We start from the raw sequence: 22,073 nt of genomic DNA, 5'->3' as shown, positions 1-22,073 counted from the left end.
CGGTTCAGGCTTTGATCGGTGCGGCCTGCGGCCGCGCTGTCCTTTGCCCTTTCCCGGCCACCGGGACGAGCCCGGCAGTGTGGGTCACGTGCGCCGTCAGTCAAATCCGGGCCGGGCAGGTAGAACATCATGCACACCCCGCATGATCTTCTACCCGAAACCCCCGGCCCGGATTGGACAGCCAACGCCCGCAACCGGTGCGAACAAGTTCGCCCCCGCCGGCCAAGAAAGGGCAGGACGCCTACCAGGGAGCGGCGCGACGGGCAGGACTGCGGCTCATGGCCGGAAGCAAAGGATCTTGAGAAAGACCTGTTCAGGGCGGGATCCGAGGTGGACACCCAACCCTGAGCAGTGTATATTTAGATGTGTCGGGGAGGTTGGGCAAAGGCCAACCCGACACCCACATCACCACCAGAGCTTGGGAGCTCCCTCATGCAACAAGTACGCCGAGGCGACCTGCTAGTCACACAATCAGTCGAGCCTAACGACGGGCTTCGCACCGTCGACCAGCGCAGCACCTACCACCTCGCGCTCGTCACGTCGGTGACTCGCGAGCGACAGCTCAGCAGGGCGCGCCGCATCACGGGGCAGGACACCGATTCGGTCTACCTCACCGCAGGCACTCTCGCGCCATCGTTCTGGACGATCCTGCCCGCCGCCACGCTGCATGTGGCCGACGCCATCGCCGCCATCACCGCGACCCGCAGCAGGCCGGGCGACGTGCTGCTGCCGCCGTACACCTCGCCGGTTGAACTCGCGCGCGACCTTGCGCCCTGGCGACGGGGCGATCACAACCTCGGCGAATTGCGTTCCACCGCGTACCGGTTCCTGCAGGAGGACGACGACAAGAGGTGCGCGCGGTGCGGCGTGACCTGCCGTGACCGCACCCGCATCGAGTTCGACTCCAACGACTGCCCTGTCGCCTTCTGCGACCCGGCTTGCCCCGTCGGCGTCGCCTTCGTGACCGACTACCCAGTCGGCACCCAGGTCCAGATCACCCATGGGTTCGCGGCCGGAGCGACAGTCGCCATCGAACGGGTGGCGGACTCGTTCGTCAACGAGCCGTTTCGCCCTCAAGATCCGCCGGAGTATGTCGGCCGCTCCTACGTCGTTGACCTTCCCTACTGGGGCCGTCGGCCGATGACCGAAGACATCGTGCGCCCTGTCGACGAAGCCCTCGTCGACCAGCACGCGGTACGCCGGCCCGCGCCTCGCGTCGAGAGCTGACCTGCCCTCCGCTCGACGAACCCCCTCGCGGCGATGAGCTGCCGCTCATCGCCCACCCCTTGCTCTAGCGGCCGCACACGAACACCCCGCCAGACATCCCATGGGAGACGACATGGACAACCCGCAAGCCAACATCATTCCCGCACTGTTCCAAGGCGACCTGGTGGTGATCACCGAGGAGCACCAGCGACCGGGCGATCGAGGACTCGTTTTCGAGATCACCAGGGTCAATCCGGTCAACTGGTCACTTTCCCCGATCAACGGCGACCGTCCACTGCGATGCCCGCCCGAGCTGCTGCGCAAGGCGACCGCCGAGGAGATCGCCGGCGCCCAGGCCGCGCCGCCCGTCGCGCCCGTGCACTGCGGCACGGTGGTCACCGTGCAGGGACACGGCTGGAAACAGCCAGCCGAACAGCTGTGGTGCGTACTGCGACTCAAGGGCCAGCACCACGCCGAACTCGGTCGCCTCGGCGGGTCCACCCGGATCTACCCGAAGGTGCCCCGCAGCTACCTCACCCCGCTGACCGACGACCAAGTCGCCGCCATGATCCAAGCCGTCGAAGCCGCCTGACCAAACCGACGACCCCCATCAGGAGACACCCGGCGCCTCGCGAGGCGCCGGGTGTCAGCAAGGAGCGCATTCCCGTGGACGCTTTGCGCCCTCAACTTCGCCTCGCCGATCCGCACGCAGCGACGGCCCTGATCGCCGACCCCGCATGCGCCCAGGAAGTCAACGCCGCGAACCAGTTGCATCACCGGATCGCGGTACGCCGAGCCGCCACCGCCGCCCGCCTGTTGCTGAGCCTGTTTCCGACCGCCGAGCACTTCACCGTGCATCGCCGAGACGACGGGGACGGCCTCGAATACACCCCCGCGTCGATCCGCGACGCGGACGGGCGGCTGCTGTGGTTCAACGCCAGCCATTTCGGCGACGAGCCACCGGAGCCCGACGACACTGGACGCGATGACCACACCCGCCCGGCTTCGGCAGCACTGGCCGGCCGTACGGACGCCCTGCCCTATGTCGAGCCGCAGACAATCGATGCGATCAGCACACTGATCGACGTCACGGATAGCTGGGATCCTGCGATTCTCGACCCAGCCGGTGAATACGTCCAAGACGATCTCATCGACGACGGGGATCTGCGCGTGCTGCGTATCCGAGAGACCTTGACAGCGGCTGCCCAGCTCGACGTATGCCCCGGCCGGCCTCCGGCACGGCTGCCGTTGGCCTCGCCCGCCGGACAGACCGACCGGCCGGACCAACAATCCGGCTAGCCAGACCGGCTGTGCACCCTCCGACCGGATCGCACTGCTTGCCGCACGAGCCGACTGCAGCGCAGAACGGGTTCCGATTTCAGCGTCCCGGATGGACATCCAACCAGTTACAGTGTATATTTAGATGTGCTGGGGGGGTTGGGCAAAGGCCAACCCGGCACTGACCATCACCACCGCAGAAAGGCATCAGCCATGACCAGCGCCATCGACGGCATTCAGCTCACCGCCCGCAACGTGGATCTGCCCACGCTGGGCGGAATTCTCGACCGTCAGCAGGCCCGCAAGTTCGATGTGGTCGTCCCGGCCTCCCGTGTCAGCGCCAGCCACGGCAACCTGCACGTGAGCGGCGCGCGTACAACCCTGTCGCTGGACGGCGTCACCACCAGCGACCAGATCTTCCGGCCCTCCGACATCTGTGACGGCGGCATCAGCGAGAAGCTCGGTATCCCGCGCCAGTACCTGCGCAAGATGCGCGAGCAGGCAGTTGACCTCTACGACGCCAACGTCAACGGCTGGTTGCGGCGCGCGGACGACAAGAAGTACCTGCTGCGCGGGTTCACCAGCGACAACGACGACGAGACCGGCGTCGGCCGGGCACTACTTTCGGACGGTTACCGGATCATCGACAACCTTGACGGGCTCACCGCGCTGCTGCGCGGGCTGCGCGACTCCGGTATGAAGGTCACCGTCAGTTGCGACCTCAGCGAGCGCCGCATGATCGTGCGTGTGCACTCCGAGGAGATCCGTTCTCTCGCGCCCGCCCTGCTGAGCAACTACAGGTCGCCGTTCACCGGGAAGACCGGCGCGGACAACCCGGTCGTCTTCGCCGGATTCGTCTTCACCAACGGCGAGACCGGCGGAGGTGCGCACACCTTCACCCCGCAGATCAAGATCCAGGTTTGCAACAACGGCATGACCCTGACCCGCGACGCCCTGCGCGCCGTGCACCTGGGCGCCCGCATGGATGAGGGCGTCATCCGCTGGGGCGAGGACACCAAGAAGGCGAACCTCGACCTGGTCAGCAAGCAGGCTCGCGACGCCGTGCGGACCTTCCTCGACGTCAAGTTCGTCGAGAGGAAGATCATCGAGATCGAGGAGAAGGCCGGCCGCAAGGTCAGCAAGCCGAAGGAAACCATCGAGTTCGTCACCAGCACGCTGCGCTTCACCGAAGCCGAGCGTGAGGCGATCTTCGAGCACTTCATTGTCGGCGGAGACCTCACCGCCGGGGGCGTGATGCACGCCGTGACCAGCGTCGCGCAGACGCTGCCCGACCCGGACGCCGCGTACGACATGGAGAGCGTCGGCATCCGCGCGATGGAACTGGCCGCCACAGCCTGACCGCGTCGGCGGCCCGGCGGCGCTACCGCTCCGCCGGGCCGCCCCCTGCTCGCAACCTTGCCCGGGGCGCATCGAACGCAACCGGGGCGTGAGTTACCGCGTACGGCCGCCGCGCCCTCGCCCACCAGCCAAGCGGAGAACCGACATGCTTGAGACCGTCCGACTGCCCCACGGCGTCACCCTGCCGCGCAACCTCGCCGAAGACGACGCCCGCGACCTGGTCGCCGCCCTGGCCACCGCCTACGGATGGGCCTACACCCTGCACGGCCGCGCCGAGGTCGAAGCCCACCTGAGCGCCAACACCTACCCCCGCCCGGCACAGGCACGGCGCCTGAACACCGACGAGTGGGATCGACTGCGGCTCACCGCCGCCTGGTCGACGCTGGCCGTCGCCAGTCGCCACTGGGTAGACCACGCCGCCATCATCCCCACCGCGATCACGCAAGGCACCCTGGAATGCGCCCGATGCACCGCTGCGCTGACCGGGCCGCCCACGGCCACCTGGGGACTCTGCCCGCCGTGCCTGAACACCGCCGAACTCGACGAGCTGCGCAACCGCCCATGCCCGGTCACCACCGACGCCACCGCGCACCTGTGGGCAGACACCAGCTGCGGCCGGTGCGGACTTCCCGCACCCACGCGCACCGACGTAGCGGCCAGCGTGCGAATGCCGGCCCGCCAAGCGGCCTGACACCGCTCGACACATACCTCACTCCCGTGGTGGTGAAACGGGCTGCCGGTCATTTGCCGGCTCCACCGATCGGCAGCCCGACCACCACCCCGACCCGCACACCCGGGAAGGAACACCCGATCATGACCGAGCACCCCGCGCCGGACGAACCAACGGCCTACCAGTGGAACAGCCACCACAACGCCCTCGACGACTGGTGCCCCTGGTCCCACGTAGCCGTGTCGGCGCGACGTGCCGCCGCCGATGTTCACTGCCCCGCGGATTGCCTGGACAGCACCATCGAAGCCCAGCCGCCGGCCAGCGCCGCGCCGAGCGCACCGGCCACGCAGCCGGACGCCACCATCGTCACCGCCCGAAGGTTGCGGTTCAGGCTTTGATCGGTGCGGCCTGCGGCCGCGCTGTCCTTTGCCCTTTCCCGGCCACCGGGACGAGCCCGGCAGTGTGGGTCACGTGCGCCGTCAGTCAAATCCGGGCCGGGCAGGTAGAACATCATGCACACCCCGCATGATCTTCTACCCGAAACCCCCGGCCCGGATTGGACAGCCAACGCCCGCAACCGGTGCGAACAAGTTCGCCCCCGCCGGCCAAGAAAGGGCAGGACGCCTACCAGGGAGCGGCGCGACGGGCAGGACTGCGGCTCATGGCCGGAAGCAAAGGATCTTGAGAAAGACCTGTTCAGGGCGGGATCCGAGGTGGACACCCAACCCTGAGCAGTGTATATTTAGATGTGTCGGGGAGGTTGGGCAAAGGCCAACCCGACACCCACATCACCACCACAGAAAGGCACCACACATGCACCACAGCGAACTCCCGGAACCGGGCGACCACATGTTTGTCATCCCCCTCCCGCTGGCCAACCTCGGCGGCTTGGGTATCCGCCCACTGGGCAAAAACGAGGCCCTGACCCTCATCGAGTCGACCCGCAAGCAAATGCTGCGGGCGTACCGCACGGTCGTACACGAGTCCGATGTTGACAGCACGGTCCTGTTCCAGCCGGTCACGACCTGGGAGCAGGTGCCGGACCTGCTGGCTCACGGCCTGGTCGATGTTCTCGCCTTCAACGCCACGGAGACCTGCCGGTACGCGCCGTTCGCCGCTGCCGCTGTCTCCGCATGGCGAGCGGTCCTCGTGCTCGCGCTCTGCTTTCGCGACGGCGAGATTCCTTTCGTCACGCTGGCCCGGCGCGCTGCCCTGACGGCACAGCTCTGCGAGTGGATCAGCGGCGGCGGGATCGCCGCCGCCCTCGACCCGCGCTGACACCAGTGGTGGGGGGGGGGGGGGGGGGGGCGGCGCCCCCCCCCCCCCCCCCCCCCCCCCCCCGGGGGGGGGGGCGCGGGGGGGGGCCCCCCCCCCCACCCCAGCACCCGCGTCGCGGCCCACAGCCGCACCGACGCGAACCCCGACCACCGGAGCAGGCCCGGAGGGCAAAGCCGGACCCGGACCGGAACACATCACCATCGATCCAAGGAGAGACACCGTGACGATCACGGCCGAACCACTCGACACCGAGCAGACCACCACCGAGCAGCCCGACGCCACCGCACCGGTCGCCTCCGCGCCGGTCGCCTCCGCGAGCCCCGCTGCGGCCGACACCGCAGCACCCGCGCTCCCGGGCGCGTACAAGATGCTGGCGATGGCACAGGTCATCGTCAACGAGAACAACATCCGTGACGACGCCGCCGCGATCCCCGGCATCACGCAGAACCTCATCGAGGACGGCACGGACGGCCTCATTCAGCCCATCACGGTCGCGCCGACCATCGAGCGGGCGCTCGCCGAAAGCACGCCGGTCGAAGAGCAGATCTTCGTCATCGTGGAAGGTGAACAGCGCTACTGGTCCGCCCAGGAGGCCGCGCAGGAGTTCATCCAGGCGATCATCCGCTGGGACTACGCGGGCGAGCGGGCGCAGCGCATCGTGATGCTGCGGCAGGTCCACCGCAAGGACCCGACCTCCGCGCAGCAGGCACGCGGCATCGAACAGCTCGCTCTCGACGGCTTGAGCGAAGCCGACATCGCCACCGCTACCGGTTTCCAGATCGAGGAGGTCCGCGCTGGCCGCGCGGTAGCGGCCCTCGATCCCGCCATGGCCGACCTGGTGCGCAAGTCAGATCTGAACCTGATCCAGCAGGCCATGCTGAAGGAGTTCCAGGAGGAAGACGACCGGGTTGTGAAGCGGCTGGTCGACGCGGCCACGCAGAGCCCGCACGCGTTCGCCCGAACCGTCGAGTACGAGCGCAACGAGCGGGCCACACGGCAGAAGGTTGCCGCGCGTACGGCCGAGCTGACCTCAGCCGGAGTCACGTTGCTCAAGGTGACGCCGTCGTACTACGAGAGCAAGGACATCCGCCAGCTCCGTGAGCTGCGCAACGCTGACGGCCCGCTGACCGTCGAGGGCCACACCGGCTGCCCCGGCCACCGGGTGTACCTCAGTAGCACCGGAAGCGAGTCGCACTACTGCACCGGCTGGCGCGGTCATGGCCACAAGGCCATCACCGCCGCCCGGACGGGGGCGATGAGCGAGCAGGAGAAGGCCGATCGCAAACGGATCATCGCCAACAACAAGGCGATGGAGGCGGCAAATCCTGTGCGTCGCAGTGAATTCATCGCCCCCATGCTGGCCGGTAAGAGCGTTCCCAAGGACACTGCCCAGTTCCTGGCCGAAATCCACGACCGTGACCCGGGTGCTCTCGGCGCACGCGCCAGCCAGGAGGGCCGGGCCATGTTCGACGAGCTGGTCCACCCGGGCAAGCGCCGCAAGCCCGGCAGCCGTAACGTCCCGGCCCGCATCAGCGAGGCCCGGTACCAGATCCTCACCCTGGCCAGCGTGGCCGCCGCCATCGAGTGCCGCATCACCCGGGAGTCGTGGCGTGCCTCGAATGCCACCGTCGCCCTGTGGCTGAGCTTCTGCGTCCACAACGGCTACGACCCCGACGAGGTCGAGCAGATCATCATCGACGCTCACCCCACCATGGCGTGGAACAGCGGGGCGCGCCGCCGTAAGCGCCCGGCAACCGAGACGGTCACGCACGTCGACACCACGGACGCACCCGAACTCGCCAACATCCCCGAACCCGTCAGCGACCAGACCGAGCCCGACGGCCCGACCGACGACAGCATCGCCGCCGAACCGCACAACGACGCCGAGCCCGCAACGACCGCCGCCGAGGAACTGGCGGAGCTGACTCTGCTGGTCACCGCACCGCAGTCCGACGCAGACGACGACGGCAGCGACCAAGCAGCTCCACTCGCCGCCTGATCCCAGGGTCGGGGGCCGCTACCGGCCCCCGACCCGCACCATCACCGCAGCCCGGCGCGGCGCGGCCGTGGGCCGGGTCCGCAGTGCATCGAGCACGCTGCCCCCGGACTGCCGCACTCATCGCCGCCAGGCCGAACCCAAGAACAACCCCGCCATCTCGGCACCGCGCCCGGGACAGCCAGCGAGCAACCCCGTGACGAGCCAGCCCACTGCTGCGGCGCCGGAATCCGGTTCGGGCGCATCGAGCGCCCGAACCGGAACAACCCCCGGCCCACCGAACCACGGCGGCCACCGCCACTGCGGGGCCCACCCGTGCACATCTCATCCAGCAACCCCGCTGGCCGAGCTACGGGAGAACGTCGTGACCGATTACCGGCAAACCGTGCGCTGCACCGCCGACGAGGAACAACGCGAGACCGAGGCGCTCCCCGTGCCAACCGAATCGGCCTGCCGGACGCCGAAACCGTCACCTGTACTGCCGGCGCGGCCTGACCCTCATGCCCTGACATCTGAACCGAGGAGAACACAATGGATGCGCTTCCCAACATCGACCTTTCCCACGTCGACATCAACATCTACATCGCCCGGCCTCACGACAACCTGCCCGCCGAACTCGTCGACGCGATCGGGCTTGACTCCTCCGGCTGCGACGGCGCCGAGCGATTCCCGTACACCTGGGCCAACCTCTCCGACGCCGAGAGAGCCCAGGTCCGTGCCCTGATTCCGTGGTGACACCCGCCGAAGGCCACGACCCAAGTTCGCAGAGGCGCAAGACGCTATGACGGGCCATACCTTCCAGGACCGCCGCCTCGATGACGCAAATCATCGAGGCGGCGCGGACCCACCCGGTAGCCGACCAGCTCGGGCTGTGGGTGCCGTGATGCTGGATCTTGACTCATTCGAAGGCGCGGTCGCCAACCCGGGCGACAGGTGTGAGCGACGATCCCCGAGTCGGGCTGCCGCACCGCTAGGCGCGCCACACCGGGATGCGAAGGCAACAACTACGGCGCGGCGGGCTCTGCATCCGCGCCGGCAAAGGCAGTGGGCGCGCCGCTCGCCATGTTGCCGACCGCTACGCCCACGCCGGAGCAGAAGAACACCGCTTCCGTGAGCAAATCGGCGATATCACCAATCTCACCGACCGGGTCCGCAGTGCATCGAGCACGCGGGCCCCGGGCTGCCGCACTCATCGCCGCCAGGCCAAGCCCAAGAACAACCCCGCCACCTCGGCACCGAGCCCCCGTGGCCCGCCTGCCCACCAGTCCACCCGGCACCGATCTATCGCAAACGCCGTCCACCCGCCGACGGCAACCCCGGGACGGGCCAGCCCGGTGCTGCGGCGCCGGGATCCGGTTGGGGCGCATCGAGCGCCCGAACCGGAGCAACCCCGAAGCCCACCGCACCACCGCGGCCACCGCCACCGCAGGGACAACCCGTCCACGATCGAAATGAGGTTCTGAGGTGCTCGACATACTCGCGGTCGAGACCGCGCTCTACGACTCCGGGTGGTGCCTGCGCACTACCGAACGAATCCCTTCCTGGCGGCACACCAGCGAAGGCGGCTTTAACCAGCGCCGCTACACCGTCCTGTCTATCCCGGAGGAGATCGCCAAGGCATTCGTACTGCAGCACCACTACTCCCGCTCGTACCCAGCCGGCCGGCTGGCATACGGGATGTTCGAGCGACACCACCTCGTCGGCGTCGCCGTGCTCGGCGAACCGATGCACCCGCGGGTCATCACCAAGCCGCTGCCGACGCTCACCAACCGCACCGGCGCAGAGCTGTCCAGAGTGGTGCTGCTCAACGAGGTACCCGCCAACGCAGAGAGCTGGTTCGTACGCCGCGTCCTGCGAGACGCAGCGACGCACGGCCTGCGCGGGGTGGTCGCGTTCTCCGATCCGATGCCCCGCCCGGCCGTCGGCATGCCCGGCCACATCGGGATCTTCTACCGCGCCCTCGGCCTGGACTACTGCAAAAGGGCCACCCGGCGCACGCTGACCTTCCTGCCCGACGGCACCGTGTTCTCCGACCGATCCGCCCAGAAAATCCGGGGCAGCGAGGCCGGCGCCGCCGGGCAGATCCGGCGGCTCATCGCTCTCGGCGCGACCCCGCCGCCGCCCGGCCCGGCAGACGCCAGCTGGCTCCGAGACGCCCTCGAAGAGGTGGGCGTACGGAAAGTCCGACACCCCCCGCAACCACCGCTTCGTCGCCCGCCTCGGCGGCCGGGTCACCCGCCGCCGCACACCCCTCGGCCTACCCAGCGAGCCCTACCCGCTGACCGCCGACCCGCAACCCAAGGAGCTACCCGATGTCTGAGAACACCGAAGACGCCAGGCTCCGCCAGGCGCTCGAACACATCCAGGCCCGAGCCGCCAAGCTAGGCAACATCGCCGGGGCATACGGCTTCGAGGAAATCGCCAGGCGAGCACTCGCCGGCGAGGACATCGCTCCGGAGCCGTGCCTGATGGACCAGCCCGACCTGCACACCAGCCTCACCACACAGCCACCCCCGTTCCTCCTCGTCAGCTTCCTGGTCACCCGCGACGCCGAGCAACAGCACCCGATGGACGTGTCTGTCGTGAAGCTCAACCTCAACGCCGACGGCGTGCCCGACGAGGCTTCCTTGACAGACCTCACCAACCGAGTCTCGCGTCACTGCGCGCTCAAGACGGGAGAGCGCGATGCTTGACCTAGATGCTGTCGGTCGTGAGGCCGAACAACAGCTAACCCTGTTCGACCCGGACATCCCGAAGATCAACCTGTGGGACTACGACGGCGGCATCATCAACGCATCGGCCGGCAAGGACTCACTCGCCATGATGATCGCCGTCTACCAACTGGCGCTCGAGCAGAGCTACCCGATCGACCGGCTCGTCGTGCAGTACAACGCGCTCGGCGACCGGGTGACGTGGCCCGGCACCGCCGACATAGGCCCGAGCGCCGAGGCCCTGGTCCAGGCGTTCGGGGTCCGGCCCGGCACCCGCCAGCTGGTGCAGGAGCACGCCGAGCGTCTCGGCCTGCGGCTGGTCGTCACGAGCCGCAACCCGGTCAAGTACCCCCACGAGAAGGACCTGCTCGACCACATCGAGCGCCGCGGCCGGTTCCCGAACAACGGCAACCGCTTCTGCACTTCGGAACACAAAACCGGGCCGGGCGGGACGACCATCACCTCCGAGTACAAGCGCCTCGGTGACCTCGGCCGGCCACCGCGGCTGCTCTACATGCTCGGGTTCCGGGCCGCCGAATCCGACGAGCGCGCCAAACGGACACCGTTCAACCTGAACCAGCGCAGCAACACCATGCGCCTGGTCGACGAGTGGTACCCAATCCACCACTGGTCGACCGAGCAGGTGTGGGCGGCAATCCGCGAATCAGGGCTGCCGCACCACTGGGCATACGACGCCGGGATGCGAAGGCTGAGCTGCTCCTTCTGCGTCCTGGCCGGATTCGACGACCTGGTCCTCGCCGCCGCCCTGCGGCCGGACGTCGCCGCCCAGTACCACACCCTCGAGCAATTAAATCTGGCCCGCGGGAAAGCTGCCACGGCCGCCGGCGCCAAAAACGCCATGACAGGCCGCACCTTCCAGGACCGCCGCACGATGACGCAAATCATCGAGGCGGCGCGAACCCACCCGATAGTCAAGAAGCTCGGGCTGTGTGTGCCGTGATGGCGCTGCGCGAACGTATCGCCGCTGCCGGCACACCGTGAACCCCCGGCATCAACGGGCTCGCGGCCCGCCGCAAGGACCACCGCCATGATCGAGGAAGGCCTTTAGCGTCGGCCGGCGTTCAGCCCCGAAGGGAGAAACATTCCCGAAGGAATTAACCGGCAAAGTTCACCGGCCGACTTAACATCACCACCATCGAAAGGAACCCCTAAAGGAACCGGCCGCTGGCAGACTGTCACCGCCAATGCTACCCACCGCGGACAGCATCGCTCAACACAGCCCGCGACCGCAGCACACACGCCGCCCCAACACCGCGCAGAACGGAAAGGCCACCGTGACCACCACCACACGGAGCGCGACGGACCGACGCGCCGTGGCCCGGACACCCGGCGCGGTGCACGCACGAGCCCGAATACGGCACTATCAGAGCATGCCCAGCCCCGTAGCCGACCACCCGACCGTCGACCGCACCGGCGACCCCGACGAACTCGTCGGCGCCACCGAGGCAGCCCGCGTGCTCGGCTACAGCCGGCCGGAGAAACTACCGCCGACATTGATCGACCGAGCCGACGTCCCACGCGGGAAAGGCACCACCCGCCGGTGGAAGCGGCGAACCCTGTGGGAATTCCACGACACCGTGCGCGCCGCCGGCACCACCAGCATCGGCGGGCGCACCGCGCTCGACCGCGCCGGCATCATCGCCCACACCGGCGCCGCGGTCCCCACGGTCGCGAACTGGCTAACCAACCGCGCCGACAACGGCTTCCCCGACCCCGTCCACGATCGCTGGTACTACCAGGACGAGGTCGACACTTGGCTCGCCGACCGGGCCGCGGCCAGCCGCGCCCAGCTCACCGAGGTCGACCGCACCGGAGACCCCGACGAGCTCGTCACGAAAACCCAGGCAGCGAAGATCCTCGGCTACCAGGACGTCAGCCACCTCAACAACTCCACGGTGTGGAGCAACCTGCAACAGCTGCACGACCCCGCCGACGATCAGCTTCTGCCCGCCGGAGGCACGCGGCAGTTCTTCCGTCGAAGCACGGTCTGGCAGGCCGCCGACATGCGCCCGGCCCGCCGCGGCCGCCGTAAAGACGCCGAGCCCCGTACCGTCGACCGCGCCGGCGACGCCGATGAACTCGTCGGCGCCACCGAAGCCGCCCGGGTACTCGGCTACCGCCACCCCTCCGGCCTCACCCCGGCCATCCTCGAGCGCGCCGACGTGCCACTCACTGCGTCGACCACCCGCAAGTGGAAACGCCGCACACTCTGGACCATCGCCGACGAGGCCGAGCAGTAAAGGCAACGAGCTCGGTCAAAAGCAAAGCCGATCAACATCATCCTTGCCCCGGTCCATCGGAGTACAGACCGCAGCTCCCGCGGCAGCCGGTCGGTCCCGGCGGCTCGCTAGCGCTCGCACCCACACCGGGACCAACCTTCACCTGCCTGTGTGGTCACCCACGCCAGCCAACAGCATGGCCCGGCTACCGGACGCGCCGCACGGCGCATAGCCGGGCCGGCAGACCGGCCCGGGAAAACGGAAACGGCCTACGGCCGCCGACGCTTTCCCAAACCCAACCCCCGCGTTCCGCCGGCACGGGCCCAGGAGGCTACCGACGTGCTCGCTCCGGTCAAGGCCGGCCACGACAATGACGAAAACATCACGGGAAAACCACCCATGATCTTTTCCCCATTCCCGCGTCCAACCTTGACCTCCACTGCGCGCGCCAAAGCGAACAAGTTCGCCCGCGCCGCCGAAAAACGGGGGTAACCCCGCGCAGGCGTGCTGCAACTCCGGCACCGCGCGCGCCTCTCGCCTCAGGGCACAAAACCCGCCCGCCCCACGGAATCAGCAAGCCCAGAAACGCGCCGTACTCACAGAAACAATTTTCGGGAATAGACACTACACGTTTCACAGTGTATATTTAGACGTGTCGGGGAGGTTAGGCAAAGGCCGAACCGGCACGCATCACCACCACAACCCGAAAGGCACGACGTGACCGCCAACAATGCGGACCCTTCCCGCGACTGGTCCGAACTCGGCGAAGAATTCATCCGCAAAGCTTTCGCCGACGGACGCCGCTTCCACGGCGACTACGACCGCGACCGCGAGCGAGCCCGCATCGCCGCCGCCATCGACGAGATGAGTTGGCGGGAGCCTGACGGCACGATGCCGCTCTCGCCCGGACTGTTCCTGCAAGCGGTCTACCCACAACTTGCGATCAGGCCCACCGCCGCCGCGATCAACTCTTTCATCGAACTGCCCGACGGCCCCGAGACCGGCACCTACACCATCTACGGCATCGAGGGCATCCACAACGGCATGCGCGTCCGCATGTACCTCATCGACACCGGCAGCAACGGAATTCCGATCGCCATCGACGTCAACGCCCCACCAGCCCTCTGACCACGCGGGGTGCGCCCACCCACCGGGCGCACCCCCCTCAACACGAGGCGGCATCAATGGCGACCATCCTTGCCAACATTTGGGCTTGCATCGACTGCACGCACGCCCACGCGAACGGCGAATACAACCCCGACCGGCCCGACAGCGAACCCACGCCCCTCAACCTCATCGAGCGCGGCGAAACCGTCACCCTCGGACTCCTCAGCGAAGAACACGCCGACACCTGCACTCCCGAAGACCGCGCCGAGGGATGCGACTGCGACCACGACACTTTTTCCACCACCGCGTGCGGCGCGTGCGGATCCACACTGCACGGCGAGCGCTACGCAATGACCATCTGGCAAGAAGAAAGTCCGAACCGTCAGGCCAACAGCATTCCCTCACAATCAATAGCAGTGTATATTTAGATGTGTCGGGGAGGTTGGGCAAAGGCCAACCCGGCACACATCACCACCACTACCGAAAGGACCCGCAGTGGCCGTCACCGCCCTGCTCGCGCTCGCAGTCCTGCTGCAAATCGCCACCGTCACCGGCGGATACATCGTCTTCGTGCAGCTGCGCTTCACGATCGCCGCCCTGCTCTACCGGGCGACCACCGACAAGCTCACCGGCGTACCCAACCGGGAGGCAGCCGACAACCGCATCAAAGCCCGACTCGCCGACGGCACCCACCTCAGCGTGGCGTTCGTCGACATCGTCGACTTCAAAGCCATCAACGACACCTACGGCCACGCCGCCGGAGACGCCGCCCTGCGCTACGTCGCCGACCGCCTCAACCAAGCCGTGCAGCCCCACAACCACATGGTTGCGCGTTACTCCGGCGACGAATTCCTCATCATCGTCGAAGGCGGCGGCCTCGGCTTCGCCGCCCTGGTCGCCCGCACGGCACTGCGCTACATGTCGGAAGTCCCGTTCGTCTACTTCGCCGAGACCATCCCCGTAGAGATCAGCATCGGGGTAGCAGTTGCCGACGACACCAACGACCCCGACGAACTCATCCGCCGCGCCGACCACGCCATGTTCCACGCCAAGCACAGCGACGGCCCGAACCCCGCTGTCTGGATGCCCGGCATGACCATGCCGCAACCGAGCACCACCACCGGCCGCCGCTCCTTCCGCGACGCCGCGCCGCGCTGACCCGGTGCGCCCGCCCCACCCCCCGGGGCGGGCGCACCACCTCCCCCAGCGCCGCCCGATCGCCGAAGGAGAGCCACCCCCATGACCACCACCCTGCCCGTTGACCGGCGCTTTAACGCCCGCACCGGCTACGCCGTCAAGCTCCTCCACGAAGCCATCCACGACGTACACCGCGCCGTCAACACCCTCGACCTCTGCGCCGACGCACCGCACTGGCCCGCCGCCCGCCACCTGAGCACGTGGGACGCGCCCCGATGGGTCGCCATCGTCCACCAGTTCCGCAGCCACGCCGAAAACCCGTGCGCGTGCAACCCGCACGACCGTCGCCAGGCCGCCGACCTCACCGGGGAATGGCTGCACCTGTGGACCCAGGCCCTGTGCCACATCGAGCGCCCCGACCGCTACGACAAATACACCGCCCTGCGCGCCCTGTACGTCGTGCGTGACTTCGCCGAACACCTCGCGACCGCCGAAGCGTTCCCGATCCTCGCCTACGACCCGCTCGCCGCCGTCGAGATCAGTAGCGACGATCTCCCGATCTGGCACCAGGTCGAGCACGACAACCAACCCGACAACATCCCACCGGCCGAAGACACCCACGACAGCGACCAGACCGAACCGCTACCGGCCCACCACGGTCACGGCGACCCGCCGTTCTGAACCCGAACGGCCGCCCGGTGATCCCCGGGCGGCCGCCCCGGCTGCATCTGCGCAGGCCGCGTCTCGGGCGCATCGAGCACCCGATCCACGGACTGCCCCGGTCACCCAGCGCGTGACACCACCGCCGGCCGCGCCACTCGCTTACCCAAGAACAACGACCTTCACGGAGCCATGCCATGAGCTACCACGAACTCACCCCGAAATCCCGCTACGCCAAGTACCGGATCGTCGTCGGTTGGGACCGCCCGCTCGGAAGCTATTTCGCTCAGGTCATCAACCACAACACCGAAACCGCCGACGGACCAGCATCCCGCGCCATGAGCGCCGCTCTGCGCCACCTCGCGGCGATCCTGCTCGTGCCCGCACGCTGGCGCCCGGCCGAACCGGTGTTCATCTGGCTCGGCGCCGACCGCGTCGCGATCCTCGATCCCGCCGAGGTGATCACGGCCGTCGCACCGTACGCGGTCATCCCACCTGACCTAGAAAACACCCTCACCCGCGATCGACGGCGTGAAGGAAGTCGCCACTACCGCCCCTGACCATCACCAACGACGTGGGGTGCCCGCACGGGCATCCCACCGGGAAGGCTTGTCATGACCACAACACTCCGCACCATCACGACGGCGACCACGCTCGACCACGTCACCGTCTGGCGACAACTCGCCATCCCCGGCCGCCGCCCGATCGACATCCGCGAACGCGCATCGGCCGGCAGCACCGTCACCTACCGATTCACCGGACCCCGCGCAGCTGGGGCACTCACCATCACGCCCGCCTACGCCAACGACCTCGAGGCCATCCCCACCCGCATCCGCTTGCGACTCGGCATACACGGCCCGACCACCGACTACCGCAGCGAAACCCGCAACGAACTACCCACCATCAACACCGTCACCCTCCACGGCGAAATACCCGCCCTCGACCCAGGCGAATACCTCACCCGCACCCGCCCCGGCCTGCACTTCGCGCGCACCGGCCAACGCGAAGTCTCGGCCCGGACGAACGACTACTTCTGCCAGATCCTCACCGCCATCATCGGCAGCTACCTCGCCCGACCACAGACCAAACACGAACAACACGCCACCGCCATCCGGCACGCCGCCGCCCGCCTGCACAACCTCAACCACCGGCACATCCAGCCAGCCCGCACCACCCTCGACCAAATGCTCGACCAGCTCGCCGCCCTCGACGCCGCCGCCACCCACCTACGCCACCTCGCCGACGAGAACGTCTAACCGCCGATACTGAACCCACCCGGACAAGCAGGAGACGCAATGCCACTGATCAACAACGACCCCGCCGGCCGCCGCACCGTTCGAACCGGCCACCTCATCGCCGCAGCCGGCATCACCGCCGCCATCATCGCCGCAGCGCTGCTCCTCTTCGCCCTCATCTTCCTTCGCTGAACGCCGCCGCTCCGCCCACACCCGCAGCGGCAGGATCACCCGAGCCACCCGAACTGCTCGCGGCCCCAGCGACCGGCGCCGACCCGGCGGACGCCGTCCCGCCGCCGGACCGGCCACTCCCACGCGGACGCCCCCGACGCCGCGCCGGGGGAGCGCCGTCGCTCAACTCGCTCACCCGCGCGTTGACCTCCTCCACCGGCGCCCGCTGCTGACCCAACCGCACCCGCGCCGGGGTCTCCTGCATCAGCACCGCAGCGACATCCGCCGCCATCAGCGACGCCAGCACCGCCAACGCCACGTCCGCACCCCGCTCCGCATCCGCCACCACTTCATCGAGTCGCGCGAGCTCCGCCGCGCGCCGCTCCTGCGCCCGGCGGACCACCGCACCCGCATCCGTCGCCGCTTTCAACGCGGCACGCTCCGCCGTGTGCCGCCGCTCCAACGCTTCAATTGCACTGTTCGTCGTCTTACTAGCCATACCATCGACGCTACCTATTCCACACGCTCGCCCTCCACACCTAGCAATCGTTGAATGTTAGTTGTAAATGGTCACCCAATCGTTCAACATTGTTCACACCATCTCTGATCAGCACAGATATCAGGTCACTCCCTAACCCCTTCCCAGAACTAGCACACCCCCTGGCATTCCAATGTCGAAAAGGCGCCCGCTGGTGCCTACGCTCGGCGGCATGCTCTCGGTAACCCGCATCTCGCCAGGCGCCGGGATCGCCTACCTCACCCAGCAGGTAGCCACCGGCCGACACGACTTCCGGCCCACCGGCCCCAGCGTCGCAGTGGCCTACCACGCCGACCCGCGCGCACACGGTGAGGCGCCCGGCTGGTGGGCCGGCCAAAGTCCGGCGCTGTTCGGCGCGCACGGACAGGTCACCGAGAAACAGTTGCAGAACCTCATCGGCGAAGGGCGGCACCCGGACACCGGCGAACAACTCGGCCGGCTGTGGCGCAAATTCGAGGCGCTCGACGACGACGCCCGCCAAGCCGCCGTCGAAAAAGCGTGGAAAGCACTACCCGAAGACGCCACCTACGAACAGATCGCCCAGGTCTGGCTACGGATTTGGACCGCCCCGGAACGACACCCCGTCGCCGGATTCGACGTCACCGTTTCCCCGGTAAAAAGCGTCAGCCTGCTGTGGGCATTCGGCGACGACCGGGTCAAACGCGAGGTGATGGCATCACACCACGACGGCGTACGAGCCGCCCTGGAACACCTGCGGGCACACGGGGCGTTCACCCGGCTGGGCACCAACGGCATCGTCCAGGTCGACACCGACGGCCTCGCCGCCGCCGTCTACGACCACCGCATGTCCCGAGAAAAAGACCCGCAACTGCACTCCCACATCATCGTCAGCTCCAAGGTCCGCGTCGTCCGCGACGGCCGCGAAACCTGGCTCGCACTCGACAGCAAAGCGTTCTACCAAGCCACCATCGGCGCCCGAATCGCCTACGAACGCGCTGTGGAACACCAACTCGGCCGACGCCTCGGCGTCCGGTTCGCCGCCCGCACCGGCTCCCCGATCCGCGAGATCGTCGGATTCGGCACCCGCGCGATCCAGCAATACTCCAAGCGGCGCACCGCCGTCGAGTCCGAGCTCGACGCCCGCCACAGCGACCCCAGCACCGGCCGCGAATGGATCCCGGCCAGCCGGTGGCGGCGCTCCGCGCAAGACGCCACGCTACGCACCCGCCGCCCCAAAGACGGCCCCGAATCCACCAACGAAGCCGTCGCCAGATGGCGACGCGAAGACCAGCAAGCCGGCTTCAACACCGCCGCTGCGGTACGCCAGATCGCCGCAGGCCGGGCGCTCGACGCCGTCGACCAGCAGGCACGACAGGTCATTCGGCTCGCGCAGCGCCACCGCGCTGGCCGGCCGGTCCGTGTGGAAGACCTGCACACCGCCGCCGTCCAGGTCGGTCTGGAACACGAGAAGCAGCGGCTGCCGGTCGTCACCGCCGCGATCCGGCGGCTGCCGCACCTGGCCGTCGAACGCGCCGTCGACGAGCTCAGCGCCGAACGCGCCGTGTTCAGCATCGACCATCTTGAACTGGCTATCGGCCGTCAGCTGCACGTCAGCCCGACCACAGACCGCCGCTCGGACTGGCAGCAAGTGCAGCGATACGCCGCCCACGCCGTCCAGACCCGGGCCGGCGGGCTACGTGTGCTGACCCCGCCCGCGTTGCTCGAGTGGGGCGAAACCCTGATCCGCGGATCCGATCGGCAAAGCATCTACAGCCGCCACCGGGACCTCAAGCTGTCCACCGAACCGGTCCTGGCCGCCGAAAAGGAACTCATCGCCTACGCCACCGGCCACGGAGCCACCGCGGCACCCCGGGCGCTGCTCGACGCGGTCGCCGACCGGCTCGACCTATCGGATGAGAAAAGCGCCGCGCTGCACTTCGCCGTCGGCGATACCCGCCGCGTGACCGGGATCGTCGGCCCGGCCGGCACCGGCAAGACCTACCTGCAACGTGCTGTCGGCGTCGCCGCACGCCAGGCCGGAATACCCGTGCTCGGCCTGACGGTCGGGCAGAACGCCGCGTTCGTCCTGGCCGACGCCACCCGAGACGCAGACCAGCCCGGCATCCGGACCGAGAACATCGCCATGTGGCTGCACGCCCAGACGATGCCACCCGAAGGCACCACCCCGGCCGACTGGGCGTTCCAGCCCGGCCAGTGGGTCATCATCGACGAGGCGTCACAAGCCTCCACCCTCGACCTCGTGCGCCTCAGCCAACTCCTCGCACCCGTCGGCGGGAAACTCATCCTGGTCGGCGACCCCGAACAGATCTCCGCAATCGGGCCCGGCGGCATGTTCCGCTACCTCGCCTCCCTCGGCACCACCACCCAGCTACGCGAGGTCCGCCGCTTCGCCGACCCCTGGGAAGGCCCCGCCTCACTACGGCTGCGCGAGGGCGACACCACCGTGCTCGCCGAGTACGACCGCCGCGGCCGGATCATCGCCGGACACCGCACCGAACTCATCCACCACGTTCTCGACGGGTGGGCCGCCGACATCCTGCAAGACCGGACCAGCCTCATCCTCGTCGAAACCCAAGCCGAAGCCGCCGACATCGCCACCCAAGCCCGGCGCCTGCTCATCCGGGCCGGCATCGTGCAACCCGGCCCGGCCGTCGCCCTCGCCGACGGCACCCACGCCGGCGTCGGCGACCTGATCGTCACCCGCCGCAACAACCGCACCCTGCAAGCCGGCGACGCGTTCGTCGCCAACCGCACCCAATGGCGCATCCTCCAACTCGGCCCCGACGGCGCCCTGCTCGTCGAAAACCCGACCAGCCAAGCCACCACCGCACTACCCGCCGACTACGTCGCCGAGCACGTCCAGCTCGCCTACGCCGCCACCGTCGACTCCGCCCAAGGCCGCACCGTCGACGTCTCCCGCGCCATCATCGACCAAGCCACCACCCGCGCCCGGCTCTACGTCATGGCCACCCGCGGCCGGCTGTCCAACCAACTCGCCGTCGTCACCGCCGACGAACCCCCCGAACCACACCCACCCGCGCCGGCCACCGCCGGGATCACCGTGCTCGCCGAGGTTCTGCGCGGAGACGGCACCGACCGCTCCGGCACCGAAACCGAACAAACCCTGTGGGCCGACGCCGACACCCTGCGGCAATGGGGACCTGTCTACGACGACCTCACCGCCCGCGCCAGCATCGACCGGTACACCGCCGTCGTCCGCGGCGTCGCCGGGCGCACGGTCGCGGACAATCTTGCCGCCGACCCCGCCATGCCCGCACTCGCCGCCCGCCTGCACGCCCTCTCCGCCGCCGGATACGACCCTGAACACGTCCTCAGCGCGGTCGCCTCCGAGCGGGAACTGCACAGTGCCCGCGACACCGCCGCCGTGCTCGCCTGGCGCATCGACCAGGCGTATCGCGACCTTCAACCCGATCCCGCTGTGGCGCTCAGCCCCGCCCAGGCCGGCACCTACACCCAGCGCACGCCCGCCGTCGACGGCGATATCGGCGACGCGCTGCGCCAGATCGCGGCCATCTGCGACACCCGCATCGGCGCCCTCGCCCAGCAAGCCGCCGCCGAACAACCCGGCTGGACCACCGCGCTGGGACCGCTGCCCGCCGACGACCCGGGACGGCGTCAGTGGGCCGGCCGTGCCGCCGTCATCGCCGCCTACCGCGACCGCTACGCCCTCACTGGCGACGACCCGATCGGTCCTGAACCCTCGCCCCGCGACGTCGGCCGGTGGGGCGCCTGGCAGCGCGCGCAGACCGTGCTCGGGGTCGCCACGCTCGCCGGGAAGATCAGCACCGCCACCGACGGCCAGCTCCGCGCGCTCATCGCCGCGCAACGCGACGCCGACCAAAACGCTCCCATCTACGTGGCCGGGCAGCTCCGTGTGGCCCACACTCAGCTCGTCGGCGCCGAAAATCACCTGCGCGACGCCCGCGTTGACCTGGCCACCGCCCAGACCGCCGCTGCTTCCGCCGACCGCCACGCCGACGCCATGAAGCCGCGATGGTGGCACGCCGGACCCCTGCACACCCGCGCTGCGATCCGCCACCAGCATGCCAAGACCGATGCGCTCCGTGCCGACACCACCGTCGACGAGCTGCAAGGCCGGCTCGCCTCCACGCGCGGGCGCATCGACACCGCCCGCGACCGCGTTCACCAACTCGAAGACCAGCACCAGACGTGGGCCGGCTGGTACACCGAGGCGCTACCCACCCGATACGCCGGACTCGCCGCCGCCGCCGAGGCCGCACGCCGCGCGCAAAACCTCGCCGACGACGCCAGCTCTCTCGCCGACACTGTTCGCGCCACCGCGGCCCGCGCCCGCGCCGTCGACGCCACCCGCCCGCAACCTCACACACGGCCCGTGCCCGACAGCCTCACCGCGCATGCCGAGGCAGCGCGGCAGCGCGTCCTCGAGGATACCGAACTCGACTCACTGCCCGACCGCTCCGAGCCGGAGGCAGGCCATGCCTGAAACGCACATGGTTGGCCGC

Annotated in this window: 22 protein-coding genes; 20 read left to right on the top strand and 2 right to left on the bottom strand. The window is 68.7% G+C overall.

Annotated features, from left to right (window positions below):
• The first annotated feature begins 432 nt into the window (after window positions 1-432).
• From IT780_RS32985 to IT780_RS32965, 5 genes are all read left to right on the top strand, one after another.
• Window positions 433-1,227 carry a hypothetical protein gene (locus IT780_RS32985; protein ID WP_199515744.1) on the top strand — a complete coding sequence of 265 codons (795 nt, stop codon included), beginning with the start codon at window positions 433-435 and terminating at the stop codon, window positions 1,225-1,227.
• A 112-nt stretch (window positions 1,228-1,339) separates the two neighbouring features.
• The gene (locus IT780_RS32980) at window positions 1,340-1,798 is read left to right on the top strand and encodes a hypothetical protein (protein WP_199515743.1); all 459 of its coding nucleotides are present in this window, start codon (window positions 1,340-1,342) and stop codon (window positions 1,796-1,798) included.
• Window positions 1,799-1,872: 74 nt separating this feature from the next.
• Window positions 1,873-2,505 carry a hypothetical protein gene (locus tag IT780_RS32975; protein ID WP_199515742.1) on the top strand — a complete coding sequence of 211 codons (633 nt, stop codon included), beginning with the start codon at window positions 1,873-1,875 and terminating at the stop codon, window positions 2,503-2,505.
• A 192-nt stretch (window positions 2,506-2,697) separates the two neighbouring features.
• Window positions 2,698-3,843 (top strand): DUF932 domain-containing protein, encoded by a 1,146-nt coding sequence (locus IT780_RS32970; RefSeq protein WP_199515741.1) that lies wholly within the window; start codon window positions 2,698-2,700, stop codon window positions 3,841-3,843.
• A 145-nt stretch (window positions 3,844-3,988) separates the two neighbouring features.
• Window positions 3,989-4,534 (top strand): hypothetical protein, encoded by a 546-nt coding sequence (locus IT780_RS32965; protein ID WP_199515740.1) that lies wholly within the window; start codon window positions 3,989-3,991, stop codon window positions 4,532-4,534.
• 247 nt (window positions 4,535-4,781) lie between these two features.
• Here the strand turns inward: IT780_RS32965 and IT780_RS32960 are convergent, their stop codons facing one another.
• Window positions 4,782-5,027 (bottom strand): hypothetical protein, encoded by a 246-nt coding sequence (locus IT780_RS32960; protein WP_199515739.1) that lies wholly within the window; start codon window positions 5,025-5,027, stop codon window positions 4,782-4,784.
• A 299-nt stretch (window positions 5,028-5,326) separates the two neighbouring features.
• Between IT780_RS32960 and IT780_RS32955 the strand changes: the two genes are divergently transcribed.
• From IT780_RS32955 to IT780_RS42880, 14 genes are all read left to right on the top strand, one after another.
• Window positions 5,327-5,791 carry a hypothetical protein gene (locus IT780_RS32955; RefSeq protein ID WP_199515738.1) on the top strand — a complete coding sequence of 155 codons (465 nt, stop codon included), beginning with the start codon at window positions 5,327-5,329 and terminating at the stop codon, window positions 5,789-5,791.
• A 220-nt stretch (window positions 5,792-6,011) separates the two neighbouring features.
• Window positions 6,012-7,790, top strand: coding sequence for a ParB/RepB/Spo0J family partition protein (locus IT780_RS32950; RefSeq protein WP_199515737.1), 1,779 nt, complete (start codon window positions 6,012-6,014; stop codon window positions 7,788-7,790).
• Between the two features lie 528 nt (window positions 7,791-8,318).
• Complete coding sequence (locus IT780_RS32945; protein ID WP_199515736.1) at window positions 8,319-8,522, top strand: hypothetical protein; 204 nt, start codon at window positions 8,319-8,321, stop codon at window positions 8,520-8,522.
• Window positions 8,523-9,251: 729 nt separating this feature from the next.
• Window positions 9,252-10,172, top strand: a complete 921-nt coding sequence (locus IT780_RS42310) for a Mom family adenine methylcarbamoylation protein (protein WP_233413888.1) — start codon at window positions 9,252-9,254, stop codon at window positions 10,170-10,172.
• Window positions 10,100-10,480, top strand: coding sequence for a hypothetical protein (locus IT780_RS32940; protein ID WP_199515735.1), 381 nt, complete (start codon window positions 10,100-10,102; stop codon window positions 10,478-10,480). Before IT780_RS42310 ends, IT780_RS32940 begins: the two co-directional genes overlap by 73 nt.
• Window positions 10,473-11,459 carry a phosphoadenosine phosphosulfate reductase domain-containing protein gene (locus IT780_RS32935; RefSeq protein ID WP_199515734.1) on the top strand — a complete coding sequence of 329 codons (987 nt, stop codon included), beginning with the start codon at window positions 10,473-10,475 and terminating at the stop codon, window positions 11,457-11,459. The genes IT780_RS32940 and IT780_RS32935 overlap by 8 nt, the downstream gene beginning before the upstream one ends.
• 430 nt (window positions 11,460-11,889) lie before the next feature.
• Complete coding sequence (locus IT780_RS32930; protein ID WP_199515733.1) at window positions 11,890-12,759, top strand: hypothetical protein; 870 nt, start codon at window positions 11,890-11,892, stop codon at window positions 12,757-12,759.
• A gap of 696 nt (window positions 12,760-13,455) precedes the next feature.
• On the top strand, window positions 13,456-13,866 hold the full coding sequence (locus tag IT780_RS32925; protein WP_199515732.1) for a hypothetical protein: 411 nt from the start codon (window positions 13,456-13,458) through the stop codon (window positions 13,864-13,866).
• 56 nt (window positions 13,867-13,922) lie between these two features.
• The gene (locus IT780_RS32920) at window positions 13,923-14,273 is read left to right on the top strand and encodes a hypothetical protein (protein ID WP_199515731.1); all 351 of its coding nucleotides are present in this window, start codon (window positions 13,923-13,925) and stop codon (window positions 14,271-14,273) included.
• Between the two features lie 67 nt (window positions 14,274-14,340).
• Complete coding sequence (locus tag IT780_RS32915) at window positions 14,341-15,003, top strand: GGDEF domain-containing protein (protein WP_199515730.1); 663 nt, start codon at window positions 14,341-14,343, stop codon at window positions 15,001-15,003.
• 81 nt (window positions 15,004-15,084) lie between these two features.
• Window positions 15,085-15,663 carry a hypothetical protein gene (locus IT780_RS32910; protein ID WP_199515729.1) on the top strand — a complete coding sequence of 193 codons (579 nt, stop codon included), beginning with the start codon at window positions 15,085-15,087 and terminating at the stop codon, window positions 15,661-15,663.
• A 176-nt stretch (window positions 15,664-15,839) separates the two neighbouring features.
• Complete coding sequence (locus IT780_RS32905) at window positions 15,840-16,202, top strand: hypothetical protein (protein WP_199515728.1); 363 nt, start codon at window positions 15,840-15,842, stop codon at window positions 16,200-16,202.
• 54 nt (window positions 16,203-16,256) lie between these two features.
• Window positions 16,257-16,898 carry a hypothetical protein gene (locus IT780_RS32900; protein WP_199515727.1) on the top strand — a complete coding sequence of 214 codons (642 nt, stop codon included), beginning with the start codon at window positions 16,257-16,259 and terminating at the stop codon, window positions 16,896-16,898.
• Window positions 16,899-16,937: 39 nt separating this feature from the next.
• Complete coding sequence (locus IT780_RS42880; protein ID WP_267910205.1) at window positions 16,938-17,069, top strand: hypothetical protein; 132 nt, start codon at window positions 16,938-16,940, stop codon at window positions 17,067-17,069.
• On the opposite strand, the gene IT780_RS32895 is transcribed toward IT780_RS42880, so the two are convergent.
• Entirely contained in the window at window positions 17,053-17,547 is a 495-nt protein-coding gene (locus tag IT780_RS32895; RefSeq protein WP_199515726.1) for a hypothetical protein, read from the bottom strand. The two genes, IT780_RS42880 and IT780_RS32895, sit on opposite strands and share 17 nt — an antisense overlap.
• 193 nt (window positions 17,548-17,740) lie before the next feature.
• Here IT780_RS32895 and mobF point away from each other — a divergent pair, with 193 nt between their 5' ends.
• Entirely contained in the window at window positions 17,741-22,054 is a 4,314-nt protein-coding gene (gene mobF / locus IT780_RS32890) for a MobF family relaxase (RefSeq protein ID WP_199515725.1), read from the top strand.
• The last annotated feature ends 19 nt before the right edge of the window (window positions 22,055-22,073 follow it).

The sequence above is a fragment of the Nucisporomicrobium flavum genome (assembly GCF_016464385.1).
Taxonomy (GTDB): domain Bacteria; phylum Actinomycetota; class Actinomycetes; order Mycobacteriales; family Micromonosporaceae; genus Actinoplanes; species Actinoplanes flavus_A.
This window is presented reverse-complemented; position numbering and strand designations above follow the sequence as displayed.